Below are 19,547 nucleotides of genomic sequence, written 5' to 3' on the forward strand. Positions count from 1 at the left end.
GCTGGATTTTGTTCGGATGGTTTAAATACACTAGCTTTCGTTTTAGAAATCAACGATTATGAGAAAATTATATATCCTTGCCCTAGTGGCATTTTTCGGGTTTTCCTGTGCCTCAGGCCCCGAAAATCCTGCTGACTCTGTTTTTATCAACGGAATCATTTATACAGTTGACGAATCCAATCCCAAAGTGGAAGCAGTTGCTGTCAAAAACGGAATGATTCAGGCAGTGGGAACCACTGCCGAAATCCAGGAATTGGTTGGAGAAAATACTGAAGTCATTGATTTAGCTGGAAAAACCATGACTCCGGGTTTTATCGAGTCTCATGCCCACTTGATGGGCATCGGGTACAACAAGCTGGAGCTTGATCTGATGTATGTCAAAACCTATGATGAATTAGTGGAAAAAGTAGCCAAGGCTGTCGCAAAAGCCAAGCCCGGAGACTGGATTACGGGTCGTGGATGGCATCAGGACAAGTGGATCCAAAAACCTGAGAAAATGGTCAAAGGCTTCCAAACAAATGATGCTTTGAATGAAGTTTCTCCAGACAATCCGGTATTTCTTCGCCATGCATCAGGGCATGCTACTTTTGCCAATTCGAAAGCACTGGAACTAGCAGGCATTTCGAATTTACAAGGTGAACGTCCCGGAGAAGTAGAAGGAGGTGAAATAATCGTGGATGAGTTGGGAAACCCTACAGGCGTTTTGACCGAAAGAGCATCAAGCCTTGTGGCACGATTAGTTCCTGAAGAAACCCCTGAGCGAGCAGAAGAGGCCTTAACCTTAGCCCTTCAAGAATTAGCAGAAAAGGGAATCACTTCTTTTCATGATGCAGGATCAGGTCAGGATGTGATCGATTTGGTTCAAAAATTCAAAGATGAAGGCAAACTCACCGCTCGAATGTATATTATGCTTACAGGGCGTCAGCCGGAGCTTTTGGAAGAGTGGTACAAGAAAGGCCCGATGATCGATTCAGAAGATCACTTGCTAACAGTCCGCTCCATCAAACTAAACTGCGACGGGGCCTTAGGACCTAGAGGAGCTTGGTTACTGGAAGACTATGCGGACAGACCAGGTCATCGCGGACATGAGACACTTCCTATGTCTGTCGTAACAGAAGTATCGGAAAAAGCCTTGCCGCTAGGTTTTCAGGTTTGTTCACATGCAATAGGTGACAGGGCAAACCAGGAAATTTTAGATCGCTACGAAGCAGCTTTTGCCAAAAATCCAGAAATCCAAGATCATCGATTCCGCATCGAGCATGCCCAGCATTTACATCCAGATGATATTCCAAGATTCGGGGAACTGGGAGTGATAGCGGCCATGCAGGCCATTCATTTGAGTTCGGATCGTCCTTGGGCCATTGATAGATTGGGTGAAAAGCGAATCATTGACGGAGCGTATGTTTGGCAGAAACTATTTCAGACAGGCGCTCGAATTGCAAACGGAACAGATGCTCCTGTAGAACCGGTGGATGCAATTCCTTCATTTTATGCTTCTGTAACCCGCAAAACCTTGGAAGGTCTTCCAGAAGGAGGCTATGAAGGCGATCAAAAAATGACTCGTGAGCAGGCATTGAAGTCTTATACCCTAGACGGAGCTTTTGCCGAGTTTGAGGAAGACTTCAAAGGATCTATCGAAGTTGGAAAAGCAGCTGACTTCACCGTTTTCGATCAAAATATTATGGAAGTACCTGAGGATGAAATTTTGAAAACTCAGGTGGAAATGACTATAGTAGGAGGAAAAATTATTTTCAGCAATCAGTAGATAGCAAGTTCTAAAAATTTAGACCTGCCAAGTTTTCGAAACTTGGTAGGTCTTTTTTGTATAGTCTCAATAGTCACTTCAAGAATACGAAAGCTGTAATTATCCTAATCATTATCCTCTACTCCAAGTAAATCAAATCGGAGTTTCTAGCATTTTTCCCTATTTTCCCATCCTAGAAAACAGATAATTATGCTAAGAAAACATTTACTCGCGTTCTGGGCACTTTTCCTTGTTGCCAGTTTGGCAATCGCCCAAGACACCAAACCCATCACCTGGAAAGATATCCCTACCTGGAAATACATGCCAGGCTCAGCTTTCCGACTTTCTCCTGACGGGCAGTGGATGGCTTATGGACTCGTCCAACTCGAAGGTGACGGTGAAATCATTCTCCAAAAAGTAGGAGATGAATCCAGTAAGAAAACTTTCAAAATTGGTTCGACCAACTTCCCATCTATGCAATTTAGTGAGGATGGAAAATGGTTTGCCTACACCGAATACCCAACCTTTGCCCAGAAGAAGGCCAATGAAAAAAGCAAGGGAAAGCCTTTGAAGAACAAGGCTATTCTAGTAAAACTCGGAACTGATGACAAGAAGGAATTCGAAAATGTCAGCAACTATTCATTCAATGGAGAAGCCTCTACCCATCTGGTCATCAACCTTTCAAAAGAAGGAAATGGAAATGGTGGAGATGCCCGCGGTTCGGATTTATTGATCTACCACCTTGCCTCTGAGAAAACTCAAAATGTGGGGAATGTGGCAGATTTCGCTTTCAACAAAGCAGGAACTTATCTAGCCTATACAGTCGACGCAGCCAATCAATCAGGGAATGGTTTGTATTTGATGAATCTATCAGCCAATAGCATGCAGATCTTAGATTCAGATAAGGCTTCCTATAGATCACTTGCATGGACGGAAAAAGGCGATGCTTTTGCCGCTTTAAAAATGGTCAAAGACAAGAAATACAAACAAGACAAAGGACAGGTTGTGGGTGTGAAAAATCTTGCTGCTCCTCAGGTCACGGTTTATAATCCTGAAAAAGACTCCGTCAATTTTGATCAGGCTTACACCATTTCTCCAAACAGAAGACCGATGTGGTCCGAAGATTTGACTCGCTTATTTTATGGCATCCATCCTTTGGTTTTAGCAGAGAAAAAGGAGGAGAAAAAAGAAGTAGATCAAGACTCAGTAAAAAAGGCCGAAGCCGAAGCCATGAAGAAAATCATGGCTGACACAACCATCAAATCCATTTCAGATTTACAAAAAGCTATCGCCAAATTGGACTCTGGTAAAGTAAATGGCAAAAAAGAAAACGATGCGAAAAAGCCTGATATGACCATCTGGCACTGGAATGATACCCGCTTGCAATCCAGACAACAGGTCATGCAGAATCAGGACAAAAATTATAGTTTCTGGTCCATGTATGATGTCAATGCTGGCAAACATATCCAATTGCAGGATAGCAGCATGAGAGACTTGAATATTTTGGATAAGCAGCGTTTTGCGTTAGGATCGGATTTTCAGGCTTATGAATTGGATGGAAATCTAAACGGTCAAAGTTACCGGGATTTTTACATCGTAGATCTGAAGACTGGAGAGCGAAAAGAGCTTTTCAAAAAATTCTATCTCCCTTCTTTTGGCTCTTTCCCAAGAGAATCTCCTGATGGAACGAAGTTGATTTATGGTCAAGATGGACATTTCTACATCTATGATATTCCTTCAGGGCAAAGCAAAAATATCACCGAAGGAATGCCTGTGTCTTTCGTCAATGTGGAAGACGATCATAATGTAGAAAAGCCATTATACAGCGCTTTGGGCTGGAGTTCAGACAGTAAATACGTCCTTCTTCGAGACGGATGGGATATTTGGCAAGTTCCAGTGGCTTCTGCTAAAGAAAGCCCTGTTAATTTGACTGTAAATGGAAGAGATGATCAAATCCGCTATCAGTATCGATTCACCTTGGATCCTGAGGAAAAAGGTATCGATCTGAGCAAACCTGCCTATATCCGCATGTATGGGGAATGGACGAAAAAATCCGGAATTGCACAGCTTTCTCCAGCGAAAAAAGGTGGAATGACAGCGGGAGCCAAGGTATTGATTTGGGATGACGCTAATTTCGGAACCCTATCAAAAGCCAAGAATGCGGAAACTTATTTCCTATACAAAGAGAAATTCAATGAGCCTACCCAAGTTTACTTGACGGACGCCTCAATTACTTCCCTTCAGCAGGTAACGGAAAATGCTCCTGACGCGAAAAAATATGCTTGGTCTGAAGGTACCATGCTAGTAGACTATGTCTCTGACAAAGGGGATAAACTTCAAGGTACGCTTTTCTTACCAGCCGGATACGAGGAGGGCAAAAAGTACCCAACCGTTGTGTACTATTACGAAAAGCTTTCCCAAACCCGTCACAATTGGTCTAATCCTGGCTACAGCGGAACAGGTTGGAATCCAAACGTGTATACTTCTAATGGTTTCGCAGTCTTTATTCCAGATATCGTATATAAGTTGGATGATCCGGGCATGTCCTCAGTTTGGTGTGTAATCCCTGCGGTAAAAGAAGCTATCAAAACAGGTGTCATCGATGAAAACAACATCGGTATTCATGGCCACTCTTGGGGAGGTTATCAAACTTCCTTCCTGATCACGCAAACTGATATGTTCAAGGCCGCTGCGGCAGGAGCTCCATTGACCAATATGATTTCCATGTACGATTTGATCTATTGGAATTCAGGCAGTGGAAATATGTCCATCTTTGAAGCTTCACAGGGTAGATTCCGAGGAGGACCTTGGGAAAACTGGGAAGCTTATGAGCGAAACAGCCCTGTTTACCATGTGAAAAATGTCAAGACTCCTCTTTTGATGCTTCATAATGATAAAGACGGAGCGGTGGACTTTACGCAGGGGATCGAGTATTATTCTGCCCTGAGAAGATTGAAAAAGCCAGTGGTTTTGGTTCAATACAAAGGGGAAAACCACGGTTTGAGTAAGCTGGAAAACCGAAAGGACTATAGCGTTCGAATGATGGAGTTTTTCAATCATCATTTAAAGGGAGAAGCTGCTCCTGAATGGTTGGAGAAAGGAGTGGAATTACTTGACCTAGATGATCATTTGAAGGAAAGGGCATTCTGATAAAAAGATTAAAAAATGAAAATCCCCCGAAGTAAAATCGGGGGATTTTTTTATGGAGGCGCATAATACTATTGCTAATTACTAATATTTAAATAAGTGTATCCTTGCTGGTCTAAGCTTACAAAGGAAAATTTTGCTGATATCGCGGGGTGGACCAAGTCAGAGATATCTTCTTCTTTGATATTCATAAATCCCATACTTTGCCCACAAACATAAAATTCTACCCCAACCTCCTTTAATTTTTGTAGCGCTTCCAAATTGGGATTGCTTTTCCCAAACTTCTCCTGATACTTCTCATCATTCAAGATCGCCTGGACCAGTCCTCCATGAATGACTGCAGCGATGTGAAGTTTTTCAGATGGGACACCTGTAGCAATCCCCAAATTATAGGTTCTTGCTACTTCGAGAAAGGTCTGATGAATAGCCGTAGTATCCCGAATTCTTCCATACAAATCCAAAACTACCTTATACTCCAAAGTAGAATCATACATCAATGCTGGATCCTGAATAGGCATAACTCCAACAAATGGATGAAAATCCAAAACAGGATAAGTGATGTGATCTTTGATATGGGCTGGAATTTCATCCTGAGCCAAGGCTTCCAGAGAAAAACTCATGAATAGCACCAAGCAAGCAAAGCCTAACTTTTTCATAAAATTTGAATTTATAGCATGTTAAAAGGTAGGTAGATTTAGCTGAAAATCATATAGCTAGCTTGGACCGGCTAGTTTAATTTAAGTGATGATCCCAAGTAGGATCCTCCTCTATAGTCCCTTCCTGTTTGAGAAAGTCTTGATAAGCCTCCTTGAATTCCCGTTTGTACTTTTCATTAATTCCCAATGGATAAAGACGAAAAATTGGATACTTCTCCAACAATGCAGAAAAAGCTTCTTTGAAATCATCGAACTCTTCAATGTAATTCACCCCAAACATTTTCTCAAAGTCATAATCAGGCTCAAAGTCAAAATACCCACTCTCATCCGTAGTAAAGAAAAAACGATCCTGATTACCCTTTTTGAAACGATAAAAATTAATGGTACCACCTTCTGCTCCTATTTCACAGATTCGCTCAAAATCCAAATTGAATTCCACATCCTCCAGCACTCCCATCAATACCATTTCGGTATCTTCTTTAATTCTTGAAGAAGGAAAATAATCTCTTCCAGCTTTTTGGACACGCTCCCACGCCACATCTGCATCTGTGGTGATCGTGATGACCTCAGTTCGGATTCCCAAAGATTTTGCTTTATTACAAAGAGAAAAAAGGCCTTCATCATACCCATCAGTGTAGTATTCGACGACCACTTCATTCCCATCCATTAAGGCCATAAATGCTTCGCTGCAGGACTCATTAATTGCTTGCAATTCTTTATCTCCATCGTCCATAGCTTCATAAGTTCCAAAGAGCTCTCTAGCTTTTCTTGAAATATTGAAGATGCAAACCTCTTTTTTTCCGGCATATTCCCGCTCTATGTAGCTACTTTTTCCGACCCCGCTCGGACCAATGATAAATGTGATTTTCATGATTTTTATTTTCGGTTTTTTGCATAGTCCCACATTACTCCCCAGATATCATGATAGGCATCAAGCTTATCTCGTTGATTTGGAGTCTTCGCGATAGCATTTTTAAAGTTGAGATAATCAATGTCCCATACCAGCCTGGAAATGATTTCTACAGCCTTTTCTTTACTCACAAAAACCCGAAAACCATAATCCGCCTCCGGAGTAGCAATGATCTCCTCACTTGGAAAAAGTGATTCCAAATCTTTCTTTACCCGAGCCCGAAACAATACCTGATCGGGCATATCTCGATGTTGTACTATGGATATAAACCCATTTTTACTTGCGATCCACATAATTGAAAATGAATTGATTACAAGAATAAAATTAAGCTATTGATAATTTAAAAAATAGTTTTTGACTGTAATTGTCGCTAATAATTTGAGCTTCTTCTACTCATTTTCCCAATCCAAAACCCCTCGTACCATTGATAAAAATTAAAGCATAATTCCAATTCAAGAATTTTAAATTGTAACTCTTAAATGGTAAGCAAACACTTACCAGCCCAGCCTACAAACCTATGATAACCCCAAAATTCACATTTCGGCTTTTTTTAGCCGGGTTTACCTGCTTTCTGTTTTTTAGCCTACCTGCCTTTTCGCAAGGGAAATTGCAGGGAAAAATCCAGGACCAAAATTCCAAACAAGCCCTTTCTTTTGCTTCTGTAGCAGTTTACTCTCCTTCCGACAGCCTTGTTGGAGGGGGGATTACTGAAGAAAATGGGAGCTTTTCCATTGATCTGCCTTTTGGGAAGTTCTACGCATTGGTAGAATTCATGGGATTTGAGTCCTTTAAAAGCGAGCTCTTTGAGCTTTCCCGATCTGGAAGTCAAGTGGATTTAGGTACCATTTTTCTCCAATCTTCTGCTGAAGACTTGGAGGAAGTTCTCGTTCAGGGGGAAAAAACCTTGATGGAGCTTTCTTTGGATAAGCGAATTTTTAACGTAGGTAAAGACTTGGCCAATGCCGGAGGAACAGCTACGGATATTTTGATGAATTTGCCTTCTGTAGCCGTGGATCCTGAGGGTAATGTTCGGCTTAGAGGGTCCTCGAATGTTCGGATTTTGATTGACGGAAAACCTTCCGGATTGGTCAGTTTCAAGGGCTCCTCAGGATTGCGTCAGCTCCCGGCCAATCTCGTCGAGCGAGTAGAAGTCATTACCAATCCCTCTGCCCGCTATGAAGCGGAAGGTATGGCCGGCGTGATCAACATTATCCTAAAAAAGGACAATAAACAGGGATTCAATGGTTCCTTTGAGGTAATCGCAGGCACTCCCTTAAATCTGGGATTCTCTGCCAATCTGAACTACCGGAAAAATCGAATCAACTGGTTCATCAATTATGGTTTTGCCCGACGCTATCAGCCTTATGTCAGTGAGCAATATCAGGAGGTCTACGAAGATGGAAATACCCTGATTTTAAATCAGGCAAACTCCGGGGAACTTCGGGGCTGGAATAATAATATTCGTGGAGGTTTGGACTATTTCTTCTCCGAACAAAGCGTTTTGACGCTTTCCTACCTATGGCGTAGAACTGACGGTAGAAGAATCACCGATATCCGCTATGATGACTATTTAAATTCTTTGGATAATTTTCTAGGCTACTCCCTGCGAAGACAAGACGAAAAAGAAAAAGAGCCCAACTCGGAAATAGCAGTAAATTATAAGCGGAGCTTTGCAGAAAAAGGGCATGAACTAACGGCTACCTTTACCTATCTGAATTATTGGGAAAATTCAGATCAACTCTTCACTGAGTTTCGCTTTGATGAAAATGGGCAAGCCATTCCCGAAGAGGATTTGGTGCAGACTTCTCTAAATGATGAATTCGAAAATCAATACCTGCTTCAAGTAGACTACACCAAGCCAATAGGAACGGAAGGAAAATTTGAAACAGGAATTCGAACCAGTTTTCGGGAAATGGAAAACGACTTTATCGTTTCTCAAGAAAATGAAAGTGGAGAATTAGTACCACTACCAGGATTGGATAATATTTTCCTCTACAATGAAAATATTCTGGCAGCTTATGGAATTCTGGGGAATAAAACCGGGAATTGGAGCTACCAAGCAGGCCTTCGAGCCGAACACACCGACGTGGAGACGATTTTAGCCGAAACCAACGAGCGGAATCCTCGGAAATACACCAATCTATTTCCAAGTGCACATTTGACATACAATATTTCGGAAGAAAATGCTTTTCAACTCAGCTATTCCCGAAGGGTAAGAAGACCTGTTTACAATGACCTTAGCCCCTATGTTACTTTTTCTGATCAGCGGAATTTTTTCAGTGGCAATCCAGATTTAGATCCTGAATTTACGGATGCATTCGAACTTGGTCACATCAAATATTTCGAAAAAGGAACCCTATTTTCAACGGCATATTTTCGGAATACAGTCGACAAAATCGAACGGATACGAACTGTCAATGAAGAGGGTTTTGCTAACACCCTGCCCTACAATTTGACAGGAGAGCAATCATTCGGCTTAGAATTCAGCGCAGACTATCGACCCGTGAATTGGTGGAAACTGGATTTGAATCTGAATTTCTTCCATGCAGATATTGACGGAAGTAATATTCAAGCAGATTTTCAGGCGAAAACCACTTCTTTTCTGGCAAGGCAAACTTCCAGATTTACCCTAGAAGGAGGATGGGACTTGCAGCTTAGAACCAATTATGATGCAAGACAAAAAACGGCTCAAGGCGTAAGGAAAGGCATTTTCTTTATGGATCTTTCTGCAAGCAAACAAATCCTGGAAGAGCGTGGCCGATTGATCCTAACGGTAAATGATATTCTCAATTCCAGAAGAAATCGATTCATTACCGAAGGAGTAAACTTCTACACCGAAGGAGACTCCCAATTCATCCGAAGACAGATCAATTTGACTTTCTCCTTCCGAGTCAAACAATAATCCATTCATCCAGCCTTTGCTATAAAAGTCACATAAATCAGCTCCCAAAAACCCTAATTTTGAGGGCTTTATCCCCATGACTCGATTACACCCACTTTCCTTTCTTCTTGGCTTTTTGCTTGTTTTCTCTGCGAAAGCTCAAAAAATCAATGATGCATACCGCTTGTCTATCCAAAAAGCAAGTTCGGAAATCATTATCGATGGAGTTCTTGATGAACAAGCTTGGCTAGACGCCGAAGTGGCAACTGACTTTTTTATGATTACCCCAATGGACACGAGTTTCGCTCAGGTCAAAACTGATGTCCGAATGACTTATGACGACCAAAACTTATACCTAATCGTAGTCAATCACCATGCAGTCGATGGCCCTTACATGGTTGAATCCTTGCGTAGAGATTTCAGTTTTGGGAAAAATGACAACTTTCTTCTTTTCATGGACCCTTTTGATGATCAGACAAATGGGTTTTCCTTTGGGGCGAATGCAGCCGGTGCCCAATGGGACGGTATCATGTACAATGGGGGAAGCGTAGATTTAAGCTGGGATAACAAATGGACTTCCAAAGTCCGAAACTATGAGGACAAATGGATTTTTGAGGCAGCTATCCCTTTCAAGTCCATTCGATACAAAAAGGGCATTACCGAGTGGGGGGTGAACTTTTCAAGACTTGACCTCAAGACCACCGAGAAATCAGGCTGGGCTCCAGTACCTCGACAGTTCCCTTCAGCATCCTTAGCCTACACTGGAATTCTTGTTTGGGATAATCCACCTCCTGACCCGGGAGCCAATATTTCAGTCATTCCCTATTTATTGGGAGGGGTCTCCAAGGATTTTGAAAATAATGGGGAAACTTCCTATCGAAGAGAAATCGGGATGGATGCCAAAATCTCCCTGACTTCTTCCCTGAACTTGGACCTCACTGTCAATCCGGATTTTTCCCAAGTGGAAGTAGACCGACAAGTGACCAATTTAGATCGATTTGAACTCTTTTTCCCAGAAAGAAGGCAATTCTTTCTGGAAAATGGAGACCTCTTCGCCAACTTCGGCTATAGCACAATCCGGCCTTTTTTCTCCAGAAGAATAGGTCTTAATGCACCCATCCAATTTGGGGCCCGACTCAGCGGGAAAATCAACAAAGACTGGCGTATTGGAGCTATGAATATGCAGACCGGGGAAGTAAGTGAGGAAGGCCTTCCCTCTCAAAACTTTACCGTGATGGCATTACAAAGACAGGTAGGAGCTAGAAGTAATATCACAGGAATTTTCATCAATAAACAATCCCTGAATTACAATCCGGATCCAGATTCAGAAGCTCCTGTTTACTCTCAATTCAATCGCAATGTGGGGCTGGAATATAACTTGGCTTCTTCTAACAATTTGTGGACTGGAAAAGCCATGCTTCTTCAAAGCTTCGGGCCGGATAATCTCGCAAATGGCTTTGTGCATGCCGCAAATTTAAAATATGCATCCGGTAATCTGACCTGGAATTGGCAACATGAATTGGTTTCTGAAAACTACACTGCAGAAGTTGGTTATGTCCCCCGACGAGGCTACACCAAAATCAACCCAACCATTGGTTATCGTTGGTTTCCCGTGAGTGAAAAAATCCTCAGTCATGGACCCGATATCGGAGTAACCTACTTCTTCAACAAGGAAGGAGTCAAAACCGATAACACCACCTATGTGGCCTATAGTATTAAATGGCGAAGCCAAAGCACCTTTCTGCTTTGGACGGCTTATGACTTCATCAAACTGCAAAGACCATTTGATCCAACCAACTTTTCAGGAGAGACACTACCAGCCGGCACAGATCATTCGTGGACTGCCTTAGGAGCAGAATACACCTCCAAGCCTCAAAGTTTATTTACCTACAGCTTCACTACTCGACTTGGTGGATATTATGCTGATGGAAAACGATATAATTTCACCACGGACCTTGGTTATCGTTTTCAGCCCTATGTCAGTTTGGCCTTAAGTACGAATTTCAATCGAATCAATCTTCCAGAACCTTGGGGGAATACGGATTTTTGGTTGGTTGGTCCTCGCTTGGATGTGACCATGACCAATACGCTGTTCTTTACTGCATTTGTTCAATACAATGAGCAAATCAAAAACATCAACCTGAATACCCGTTTCCAATGGAGATTTAAGCCTGCATCAGACCTGTTTATTGTTTACACGGATAATTATTTACCTGCCCCATTTTATACCAAAAACAGGTCAATTGTGCTGAAATTCACCTATTGGTGGAATATTTAAGGAACCAACCAATTTCCTTCCCATTCTTTTTTAGAGGAAAATAAAATTCTTAAATGTCCATTTCGAGACAATTGTAGGACTTCAATTTCTAAGGGGATAAATTCAAGAACTGTGAAGAAATGATTCACATCATCTAAACGTTCCCATCCTTCTTCATGGTCAGGGATAAAAGTTCCAGGCGAGTATTTGCCCAAATATTCCTTTCTTCTGCTTTCAGAAATACTAAGCCAGAACTCTTCAGAGAAATCATTTTTAAAATGAATCTTGGTATTTGCTCTTACCCTTACCTGCACCTGTTTTTTGGGATGATAAAAATGAAGGGAAGCTTTGGGATTAGTCTTTAACTCCTTCACTTTTTGTGATCGATAGTCTGTAAAAATCAAAAAATGAAAAGTATCTGTGATTTTTCGAAGCACTACCTTTCGAATTTCAGGAAAATCAGCACCATGGGTTCCCAAATTCACCCAATGAAAAGGATGCTTAGCATCTAACGCCCCTCGATGTAGTTCATGCTTGACTACTTGCCAGATTTCTTCTAGGGAATCACTTTCCTTAAACAACATTATTGATCGATCGAATTTACTTCAAAGTAAACCAATTCTCCTTCCTCAAACTCCACCTGAAGTTCGATGGGGTTGCAGCAAACTTCACAATCCTCGATGTATTCCTGTCTGGATACAGAGGAATCCAAAAGCATGGAAATCTCCTGAAAGCAATGGGGACATTGGAAGAAGTGTTCTAACATGTTGTAGAAACCTGTGGTGCTCAAAAAAGTTGAGTGAACCCTTAAAAAAACGTCATCGCGAGAGAAGCCAAGCCCGCCTACCGGAGGGCAGGCGATCTCTTGCTTAAATGAGATTGCTTCACTTCGTTCGCAATGACGATTGTTACCGAGATACTCTTTCCTATTTAATCCTTTTTCGGAGCCAAAATCGGGATCTTCTGATCGATCATGGCTTTTTCCAAAGCTTTTGTATCTTGTAAAGCTTGATTCACTTGGACCTTAACCTTTGAATAAACATCAAGTAGATCCTTTACTCGCTGCTTTTGTCCTTCCGTAACAGGAGGCTCTCCCTCGTTGATGGCACCGTAGATATGCAGTAAATCTGCGTCTAACTTATTCGGGAAATTAATCACGTCCTGAAAAGTCTTCTGCTTGGTTTGAATCAATTCAGACTCAGCCTTATCGATAGTAGTAAGTACTTCTTTTGATTGATCATGCCAATCAGAATAAGTTTCTTCATCTATTCTACTTTGCAAATCCTTGATTTGATTTCGAATACTTCGAAGGTCCTCCGCCATACTTCGGGTATCAATAATGGCTTCTCTCAAGTTCAGAAGTTGGCTTTCTTGCTCCTGATACTGCGCAGCAGTTGCAGTCCATCGAGGATCAGCTTTGACTGTAAGATCCTTGGTAATTTCCTGATCACCATAACGCATCACAAGTTTATAATCACCTGGGATCACTCGCTGAGCAGAGGAACCGATTCCGGAAAACACCCCTTCCACACCTTCAAAGGCATCCAAACTCAAATCCCAGTTAAGCCTATTCATCCCAGCTTTTTTCTTGATTTTTCCGGTTTTGGCTTTGGAATCTGTAGTGAATTTTCGAAGCACTTTCCCATTCATATCCTGAAATTCAGCCTCTAAAAGGACTGAATCAACATTCTCCTTCAAATAGTATAGAATAGAAAAGCCGGGATATGGATTTTGTCCCAATTGAGGATTATTCCCCCGCATCGCATAATCCCGAATAGCTGGCTCTGGCTCATAGACATAGAAACCTGAGGAGGCAGCATCCTTCAATTCATACAGAGGATTCAAATCATCCATCACCCAAAACGCTCTTCCTGAAGTGGCGATGATCATGTCATTGTCCTGAATCATCAAGTCATTAATAGGAACTACAGGTAAGTTAAACTGGAATTTCTCCCACATTTGACCTCCATTGAAAGAAACATAAAGGCCAGTTTCTGTTCCTGCATACAACAAATCTTTTTGATTTGGATCTTCTCGAACTACCCGAACAAAAGCTTCATCAGGGATTCCATTAACAAGACGAGTCCAGCTAGCTCCATAGTCCGTAGACTTGAAAATATGAGGCGTGAAATCATTGAATTTATAGCTTGTAAATGCCACATAAACCGTTGCCGGGTCATGCGGTGAAACTTCAATCTGATTGACCATTCCATCCGGTGTATTTAGGATGGTGATATTGGTCCAGCTTTTACCACCATCCTGAGTCACATGAAGCAATCCATCATCAGCTCCAGCATACAAGACATCTGGAGTATGAGGAGATTCGGCTAAATACATAATGGTGTGGTAGACTTCCCCTCCTGCCCCTTCATTGGTAATTGGACCTCCACCATAATCCAAATGTTCTGGATCATTCTTAGTCAAATCAGGCGAAACTTCCTCCCAACTCAAGCCTCGATTAGTGGTCTTCAATACCACATTTCCGGCATGATAAATCACAGATGGGTCATGCTTAGAGGCGATGATAGGCGCATTCCAATTAAATCGATATTTAACCTCAGCGGGCTTGGATGCCAAACCCTGATAAGGATAAGCCATCACGTCTTTTTCCAATTCTGTTTGGGAATTCCACTCAGTAATGATTCCTTGATAGCATCCGGAATATACGTAGATCGGATTTTCTGGATCAAAGGCTGAATAGGCTGATTCACAACCTCCAACCGGATAAAACTCATCCCAACCAATTCCTCCACTATTTGCTCGTGAAGCAATGGAGACAGAAGAATTATCCTGTTGACCTCCATAAATCCGATAAGGAAACTGCTTGTCTACATTCACCCGATAAAATTGAGCGGTAGGCTGATTATCCTGTCGTGACCAGGTTTTTCCTCCATCAATAGAAACATTTCCTCCACCGTCATTAGCATTAACCATGTATTGAGGATGAGATGGGTTGATCCAAAGCTGATGATTATCTCCATGTCTAGTGCGAAGATTGACGAATGTTTTTCCTCCATCCTTCGATTCCACCAGAGGAGCATTCATGATATACACCGTTTCAGGCTCAGTAGGGTGAGCCAAAATATGCATGTAATACCAGGATCTTGCCCGAAGTAAACGATCTCCATTTACCAAGCGCCAAGATTTTCCTGCGTCATCAGATCGATATAAACCACCGTCCTCCGCTTCAATAATTGCCCAAACTGTATTTGGATTTGCTCGGGATACAGATACGCCAATTTTACCCATCACTCCTTTTGGGAGACCTTCAGAAAGCTTTTCCCAAGTTTTTCCCATGTCCGTGGACTTATAAATTCCACTTCCCGGGCCTCCACTTTGTACTTTCCATGGAAATCTTCGATGATCCCAATAGGCCGCGTAAACAATTCGGGGGTTTTTCATATCCATACTAAGGTCTGAAACACCTGAGTTTTCATCTACATAATGAACTTTCTCCCAAGTTTCTCCTCCATCTTCAGAGCGATAAATTCCCCGGGCATCAGTGGCTCCATAGGGACTTCCTTGACCTCCCACGATCACTAAGTCAGGATTGGAAGGATGGACAACGATCTTTGAAATTTGGCGAATCTCTGAAAGCCCCATGTTCTTCCAGGTTTTTCCTCCGTCAGTAGATTTATAGACCCCGTCTCCATGGGATGTCATCACACCTCGGACAGGCGCTTCCCCCATTCCCACATAAACCACATTTGGGTCGGATTCGGCTACGGTAATCGCTCCAACTGAAGCCGTCCCAAAATAGCCATCAGAGACATTAAACCAGCTTTCACCGGCGTCTGTGGTTTTCCAGACTCCACCAACGGAGCCCATGTAAAAGGTCAAAGGTTCTTGTACAACCCCAGCAACTGCCGTTGCTCGGCCACCTCGAAATGGTCCAACAAGGCGAAATTCCATCGCATTGTAAAGGGCAGTATCAAAAGTAGCCGTTTGAGCAGGCTCAGTTTTCTTTTTAGATTTCTGGGAAAACGCTATTTCTGGTGAAAAAAGCACAAGCAGTCCCAGCAAAATAGGAATGAATTTAAATCGCATGATAGATTGGTTTGGTGGTGAAAGGTAAGTTACGAAAGGAAAGGGTAATTTTTAAGAAAAAGTACTAAAGCACCTTTAATGAGAATTAGGGACTGAACTCATTTTGAATTGAATTATTATTTATCGACAAAATGGTTTTTGAAAAACTTCATTAATTAGTAAAAACTTCATCATCATAGTCAGCCAATCCTTGTTAAGGATTAAAATTTTAGAAAATATATGTAATAGCAATTTTTAGGTTTTGAGAAAAAATTTAAATTTATAGTTAGTTTTTAGTATTGCTCAATTTCGAAATGAAGGATAAAATTTATATCCCAAAACCTTGTTCTGAGAATCCAAAGAATTTCACCAAGACTCCAAACGGTGGGTTTTGCCGAAATTGCCAAAAAGAAGTAGTCGACTTTAGAGAAAAGGACAATCGAGAAATCCTTACTTTTTTATCAAAAAATCCATCCAAACAATGTGGTATTTTTTCGCCCAACCAAATACCTATACATGAAAGTCCTAACAGAAAAGTAAAATTTCAAAGTATTTGGGCTTTTGGACTTTTGGGATTATTAGGATTTTCATTACCTGCATTTGCTCAGGCACCCATTCCTCATTCATTTGAGCAATCTCCTTCTAAGGAGAATTTGATCTTAAAAACAGATACTAGTTCATTATACAAAAGAACAATTAAGGGTAAGGCGGTTAGCAAATACTTTAATGATATACAACCACTACCTGGGGCAACAATAAGCATCAAAAATTATACTATAGGAACTACTACTGATCTGGATGGATACTTTGAGCTTGAGGTACCTGATTCAGTCAAAGATCAAAAAATTATTTTGATGCTTTCATTTGTTGGTTATAAGATGAGAGAAGTAATTATATATGACACTCAGTTACCCGTCCAATTAGGTGAAATTGAACTTTATGAGGACCAAACAATCCTAATGGGTGAAATTATCTATATAAAACAAACTTTTTGGCAAAAGATTAAGCAGGTTTTCAAATCAAAAAAGCCTCAAAAGTGTGCTGATCCAAATCACCAGCATACATAAAAAACCCTCGAGAAGGATTTATCTCGAGGGTTATAAAAGAGTTGGTGCAAAAATTACTCTACAACGACCGGCGTTTCAATATTTTTGAAATACACCTGCTTATCAGCATCCAAGTCAACCATTACTGCTGAATCATTCTCAATGTATCCAGCCAAGATTTCCTTGGAAAGCTCATTCAAAATCAATCGTTGCATCGTTCGCTTAAGCGGTCTGGCTCCAAACTGAGGATCAAACCCAACATCCGCCAAGTAATCCAATACCTCTGGAGTAGCCTCAATCTCAATATTGGATTCAGACAATCGCTTCTGAATTTCTCTCCATTGGATATCCACGATTTTGCGGATTATCTCTTTGTTGAGAGGCTCAAACATGATCACTTCATCAATCCGGTTGAGGAATTCAGGTCGAACAGATTTTTTGAGTAGGTCGAAAACCTCTCCCTTGGTCTTTTCCAAAACCTCTTCCTTGTTCCAGTCCTCCATCTCAGCAAATCGCTCCTGAATCAAGTGCGAACCGATGTTGGTGGTCATGATAATGATCGTATTCTTGAAGTTGGCGATTCGACCTTTATTATCAGTCAATCGTCCATCATCCAAAACCTGCAATAGGATATTGAATACATCCGGATGGGCTTTTTCAATCTCATCCAAGAGAATAACAGAGTAAGGCTTTCTTCGAACTGCTTCGGTCAATTGTCCACCTTCATCGTATCCCACATATCCAGGAGGTGCTCCTACCAATCGGCTGACGGCATGTCTTTCTTGGTATTCGGACATGTCGATTCGGACCATGGCATTTTCATCATTGAAGAGATATTCAGCAAGGGCTTTCGCCAACTCAGTCTTACCCACACCGGTGGTACCCATGAAGATGAAGCTACCAATTGGACGTCTTGGATCCTGCAATCCGGCACGGCTTCGACGAACTGCATCGGAAAGGGCGGCGATCGCTTCTTTCTGTCCAGCCACTCGTCTTCCCAATTCATCCTCCAAGTGGAGTAATTTTTCCCGCTCGGATTGAATCATTTTGCTTACCGGAATTCCAGTCCATTTGGAAACAACGGCTGCGATGTCCTCAGCATCCACTTCCTCCTTAAGGAGAGGTGAGCCAGATTGCATTTCTACCAGTTGCTTTTGGAAGGATTCCAATTTCTTTTCAGATTCTACAATCTTTCCATATCGGATTTCGGCTACTTTTCCAAAATCCCCGGCACGCTCAGCTTGCTCGGCTTCCAGCTTAAACTTATCAATGTTCTCTTTTTCGCGCTGAATGCCCATAATCACAGCCTTTTCGCTTTCCCATTTCGCCTTTACAGACTGACGCTTTTCGGAAAGTTCTGCAATCTCCTTGCTCAAAGAAGCCTCTTTATCCTTGTTCTTTTCTCTTCGGATCGCTTCTCGCTCAATTTCCAATTGCATGATTCGACGATTCAACTCATCCAATTCCTGAGGCAAAGAATCAATCTCCATTCTCAGTTTGGCTGCTGCTTCATCCATCAAGTCAATGGCTTTATCAGGCAAGAATCGATCGGTGATATAACGTTGGGATAATTCCACTGCTGCAATTACCGCATCATCTTTAATCCGAACCCCATGGTGCAATTCATATTTATCCTTGATTCCTCTGAGGATAGAAATCGCATCCGCAACATCCGGTTCATCAACAATAACAGCTTGGAATCTTCGCTCGAGGGCTTTATCCTTTTCGATATATTTCTGGTATTCTTTAAGAGTGGTCGCACCGATAGCATGCAATTCACCTCTTGCTAAAGCTGGCTTCAGTAAGTTGGCGGCATCCATGGCCCCTTCACCTCCACCGCCTGCTCCGATCAAGGTGTGAATCTCATCAATAAAAAGAATGATCTCCCCTTCCGAGTCGGTCACCTCTTTAATGACGGCTTTCAGTCGCTCTTCAAATTCACCTTTATACTTGGCACCAGCTACCAACAAACCCAAATCCAAAGAGATAAGGGTTTTTGATTTTAGGTTTTCGGGCACATCCCCAGAAACGATTCGCTGAGCCAATCCTTCTACAATCGCTGTTTTACCTACCCCAGGCTCTCCCAATAGGATAGGATTATTTTTTGTACGTCTTGCCAAGATTTGCAACACGCGCCTAATCTCTTCATCTCGGCCAATGACAGGGTCGATTTTGCCCTTTTTGGCCAACTCATTTAGGTTTTTGGAATATTTTTCCAAAGCCCTATACTTACTTTCTGCGTTAGGGTCAGTCACTTTAGTTCCTTTTCGTAGTTCTTTAATTGCTTCAATCAAGGGCTTTTCAGCTATACCTTGATCTTTCAAGAGTTGGGCAGTGGCATCTGCACCTGCCAAAATCCCCAAGAGCAAATGCTCAATGGCGACAAATTCATCCCCAAAGGTTTTGAGATAATCCTTAGCTTTAGTCAAAGCTTGGTTGGCAGCACTTGAAAGATATGGCTGCTGATTATCTCCACTTACTTTGGGGAGTTTCCCCAATTGCTCATCAAGCTTTTGGGTAATCAACTGCTTATTTGCACCGAGTTTTTTAAAGACAAAATCGGTGACATTTTCATCCTCAGCAAAGATCCCCTTAAGCAAATGAGCCGGCTCGATGGTAGGTTGCCCTGAACCCATCGCCAACTCAACGGCTTTTTGGATCGCCTCTTGAGACTTGATAGTAAATTGCTTGAAATCCATGTATCGCTAGTGGTTTAGTTACTTTTTGTGTTCACTAACCTATTCAGCAAATCCACCTCCAAAGCTATTTTTCGGTCAGAATGGCTGGAAAATATGCTAGGAAAAACCCAATCAGGAAATTTTGACAGAAAAATAACGTCTTCAAAAAATAAGTTTAGCCAATAATGAAAATGAAAAATCT

At 41.8% G+C, this 19,547-nt stretch carries 12 protein-coding genes; 5 read left to right on the plus strand and 7 right to left on the minus strand.

Annotation, left to right across the window (positions count from 1 at the left end):
* Nucleotides 1-58 precede the first annotated feature (58 nt).
* Nucleotides 59-1,765, plus strand: coding sequence for an amidohydrolase (locus NY014_RS08895; RefSeq protein ID WP_259414247.1), 1,707 nt, complete (start codon nucleotides 59-61; stop codon nucleotides 1,763-1,765).
* Nucleotides 1,766-1,954: 189 nt separating this feature from the next.
* On the plus strand, nucleotides 1,955-4,894 hold the full coding sequence (locus tag NY014_RS08900) for a S9 family peptidase (protein WP_259414248.1): 2,940 nt from the start codon (nucleotides 1,955-1,957) through the stop codon (nucleotides 4,892-4,894).
* Nucleotides 4,895-4,968: 74 nt separating this feature from the next.
* Here the strand turns inward: NY014_RS08900 and NY014_RS08905 are convergent, their stop codons facing one another.
* The 3 genes from NY014_RS08905 to NY014_RS08915 form a co-directional block, all read right to left on the minus strand.
* Entirely contained in the window at nucleotides 4,969-5,547 is a 579-nt protein-coding gene (locus NY014_RS08905; protein ID WP_259414249.1) for a DsrE family protein, read from the minus strand.
* 76 nt (nucleotides 5,548-5,623) lie between these two features.
* Entirely contained in the window at nucleotides 5,624-6,418 is a 795-nt protein-coding gene (locus NY014_RS08910; protein ID WP_259414250.1) for a hypothetical protein, read from the minus strand.
* Between the two features lie 5 nt (nucleotides 6,419-6,423).
* Nucleotides 6,424-6,750 carry a hypothetical protein gene (locus tag NY014_RS08915; protein WP_259414251.1) on the minus strand — a complete coding sequence of 109 codons (327 nt, stop codon included), beginning with the start codon at nucleotides 6,748-6,750 and terminating at the stop codon, nucleotides 6,424-6,426.
* Nucleotides 6,751-6,974: 224 nt separating this feature from the next.
* Between NY014_RS08915 and NY014_RS08920 the strand changes: the two genes are divergently transcribed.
* Together NY014_RS08920 and NY014_RS08925 are read left to right on the plus strand one after the other, a co-directional pair.
* A complete protein-coding gene (locus NY014_RS08920) occupies nucleotides 6,975-9,359 on the plus strand; it encodes a TonB-dependent receptor (RefSeq protein ID WP_259414252.1) in 2,385 nt (794 codons plus the stop codon).
* Nucleotides 9,360-9,435: 76 nt separating this feature from the next.
* Nucleotides 9,436-11,616, plus strand: a complete 2,181-nt coding sequence (locus NY014_RS08925; RefSeq protein ID WP_259414253.1) for a carbohydrate binding family 9 domain-containing protein — start codon at nucleotides 9,436-9,438, stop codon at nucleotides 11,614-11,616.
* Here NY014_RS08925 and NY014_RS08930 read toward each other — a convergent pair.
* From NY014_RS08930 to NY014_RS08940, 3 genes are all read right to left on the minus strand, one after another.
* A complete protein-coding gene (locus NY014_RS08930) occupies nucleotides 11,613-12,179 on the minus strand; it encodes a pyridoxamine 5'-phosphate oxidase family protein (protein ID WP_259414254.1) in 567 nt (188 codons plus the stop codon). The genes NY014_RS08925 and NY014_RS08930 overlap by 4 nt on opposite strands.
* Entirely contained in the window at nucleotides 12,179-12,361 is a 183-nt protein-coding gene (locus tag NY014_RS08935; RefSeq protein WP_259414255.1) for a CPXCG motif-containing cysteine-rich protein, read from the minus strand. The genes NY014_RS08930 and NY014_RS08935 overlap by 1 nt, the downstream gene beginning before the upstream one ends.
* Before the next feature lie 164 nt (nucleotides 12,362-12,525).
* The gene (locus tag NY014_RS08940) at nucleotides 12,526-15,642 is read right to left on the minus strand and encodes a WD40/YVTN/BNR-like repeat-containing protein (RefSeq protein ID WP_259414256.1); all 3,117 of its coding nucleotides are present in this window, start codon (nucleotides 15,640-15,642) and stop codon (nucleotides 12,526-12,528) included.
* A 293-nt stretch (nucleotides 15,643-15,935) separates the two neighbouring features.
* Here NY014_RS08940 and NY014_RS08945 point away from each other — a divergent pair, with 293 nt between their 5' ends.
* Nucleotides 15,936-16,688 (plus strand): carboxypeptidase-like regulatory domain-containing protein, encoded by a 753-nt coding sequence (locus NY014_RS08945; protein ID WP_259414257.1) that lies wholly within the window; start codon nucleotides 15,936-15,938, stop codon nucleotides 16,686-16,688.
* A gap of 53 nt (nucleotides 16,689-16,741) precedes the next feature.
* Here the strand turns inward: NY014_RS08945 and clpB are convergent, their stop codons facing one another.
* On the minus strand, nucleotides 16,742-19,366 hold the full coding sequence (gene clpB, locus NY014_RS08950) for an ATP-dependent chaperone ClpB (RefSeq protein WP_259414258.1): 2,625 nt from the start codon (nucleotides 19,364-19,366) through the stop codon (nucleotides 16,742-16,744).
* Nucleotides 19,367-19,547: the final 181 nt, after the last annotated feature.

Source organism: Algoriphagus limi (assembly GCF_024919275.1).
In the GTDB taxonomy this organism is placed as follows: domain Bacteria; phylum Bacteroidota; class Bacteroidia; order Cytophagales; family Cyclobacteriaceae; genus Algoriphagus; species Algoriphagus limi.

Bases quoted from the DNA above. Each gene is read 5' to 3' on its own strand.
- NY014_RS08900 (WP_259414248.1), top strand. From the start codon at position 1,955: ATGCTAAGAAAACATTTACTCGCGTTCTGGGCACTTTTCCTTGTTGCC.
- NY014_RS08930 (WP_259414254.1), bottom strand. From the start codon at position 12,179: ATGTTGTTTAAGGAAAGTGATTCCCTAGAAGAAATCTGGCAAGTAGTC.
- NY014_RS08935 (WP_259414255.1), bottom strand. From the start codon at position 12,361: ATGTTAGAACACTTCTTCCAATGTCCCCATTGCTTTCAGGAGATTTCC.
- NY014_RS08945 (WP_259414257.1), top strand. From the start codon at position 15,936: ATGAAGGATAAAATTTATATCCCAAAACCTTGTTCTGAGAATCCAAAG.
- NY014_RS08905 (WP_259414249.1), bottom strand. From the start codon at position 5,547: ATGAAAAAGTTAGGCTTTGCTTGCTTGGTGCTATTCATGAGTTTTTCT.
- clpB (WP_259414258.1), bottom strand. From the start codon at position 19,366: ATGGATTTCAAGCAATTTACTATCAAGTCTCAAGAGGCGATCCAAAAA.
- NY014_RS08925 (WP_259414253.1), top strand. From the start codon at position 9,436: ATGACTCGATTACACCCACTTTCCTTTCTTCTTGGCTTTTTGCTTGTT.
- NY014_RS08915 (WP_259414251.1), bottom strand. From the start codon at position 6,750: ATGTGGATCGCAAGTAAAAATGGGTTTATATCCATAGTACAACATCGA.
- NY014_RS08920 (WP_259414252.1), top strand. From the start codon at position 6,975: ATGATAACCCCAAAATTCACATTTCGGCTTTTTTTAGCCGGGTTTACC.
- NY014_RS08895 (WP_259414247.1), top strand. From the start codon at position 59: ATGAGAAAATTATATATCCTTGCCCTAGTGGCATTTTTCGGGTTTTCC.
- NY014_RS08910 (WP_259414250.1), bottom strand. From the start codon at position 6,418: ATGAAAATCACATTTATCATTGGTCCGAGCGGGGTCGGAAAAAGTAGC.
- NY014_RS08940 (WP_259414256.1), bottom strand. From the start codon at position 15,642: ATGCGATTTAAATTCATTCCTATTTTGCTGGGACTGCTTGTGCTTTTT.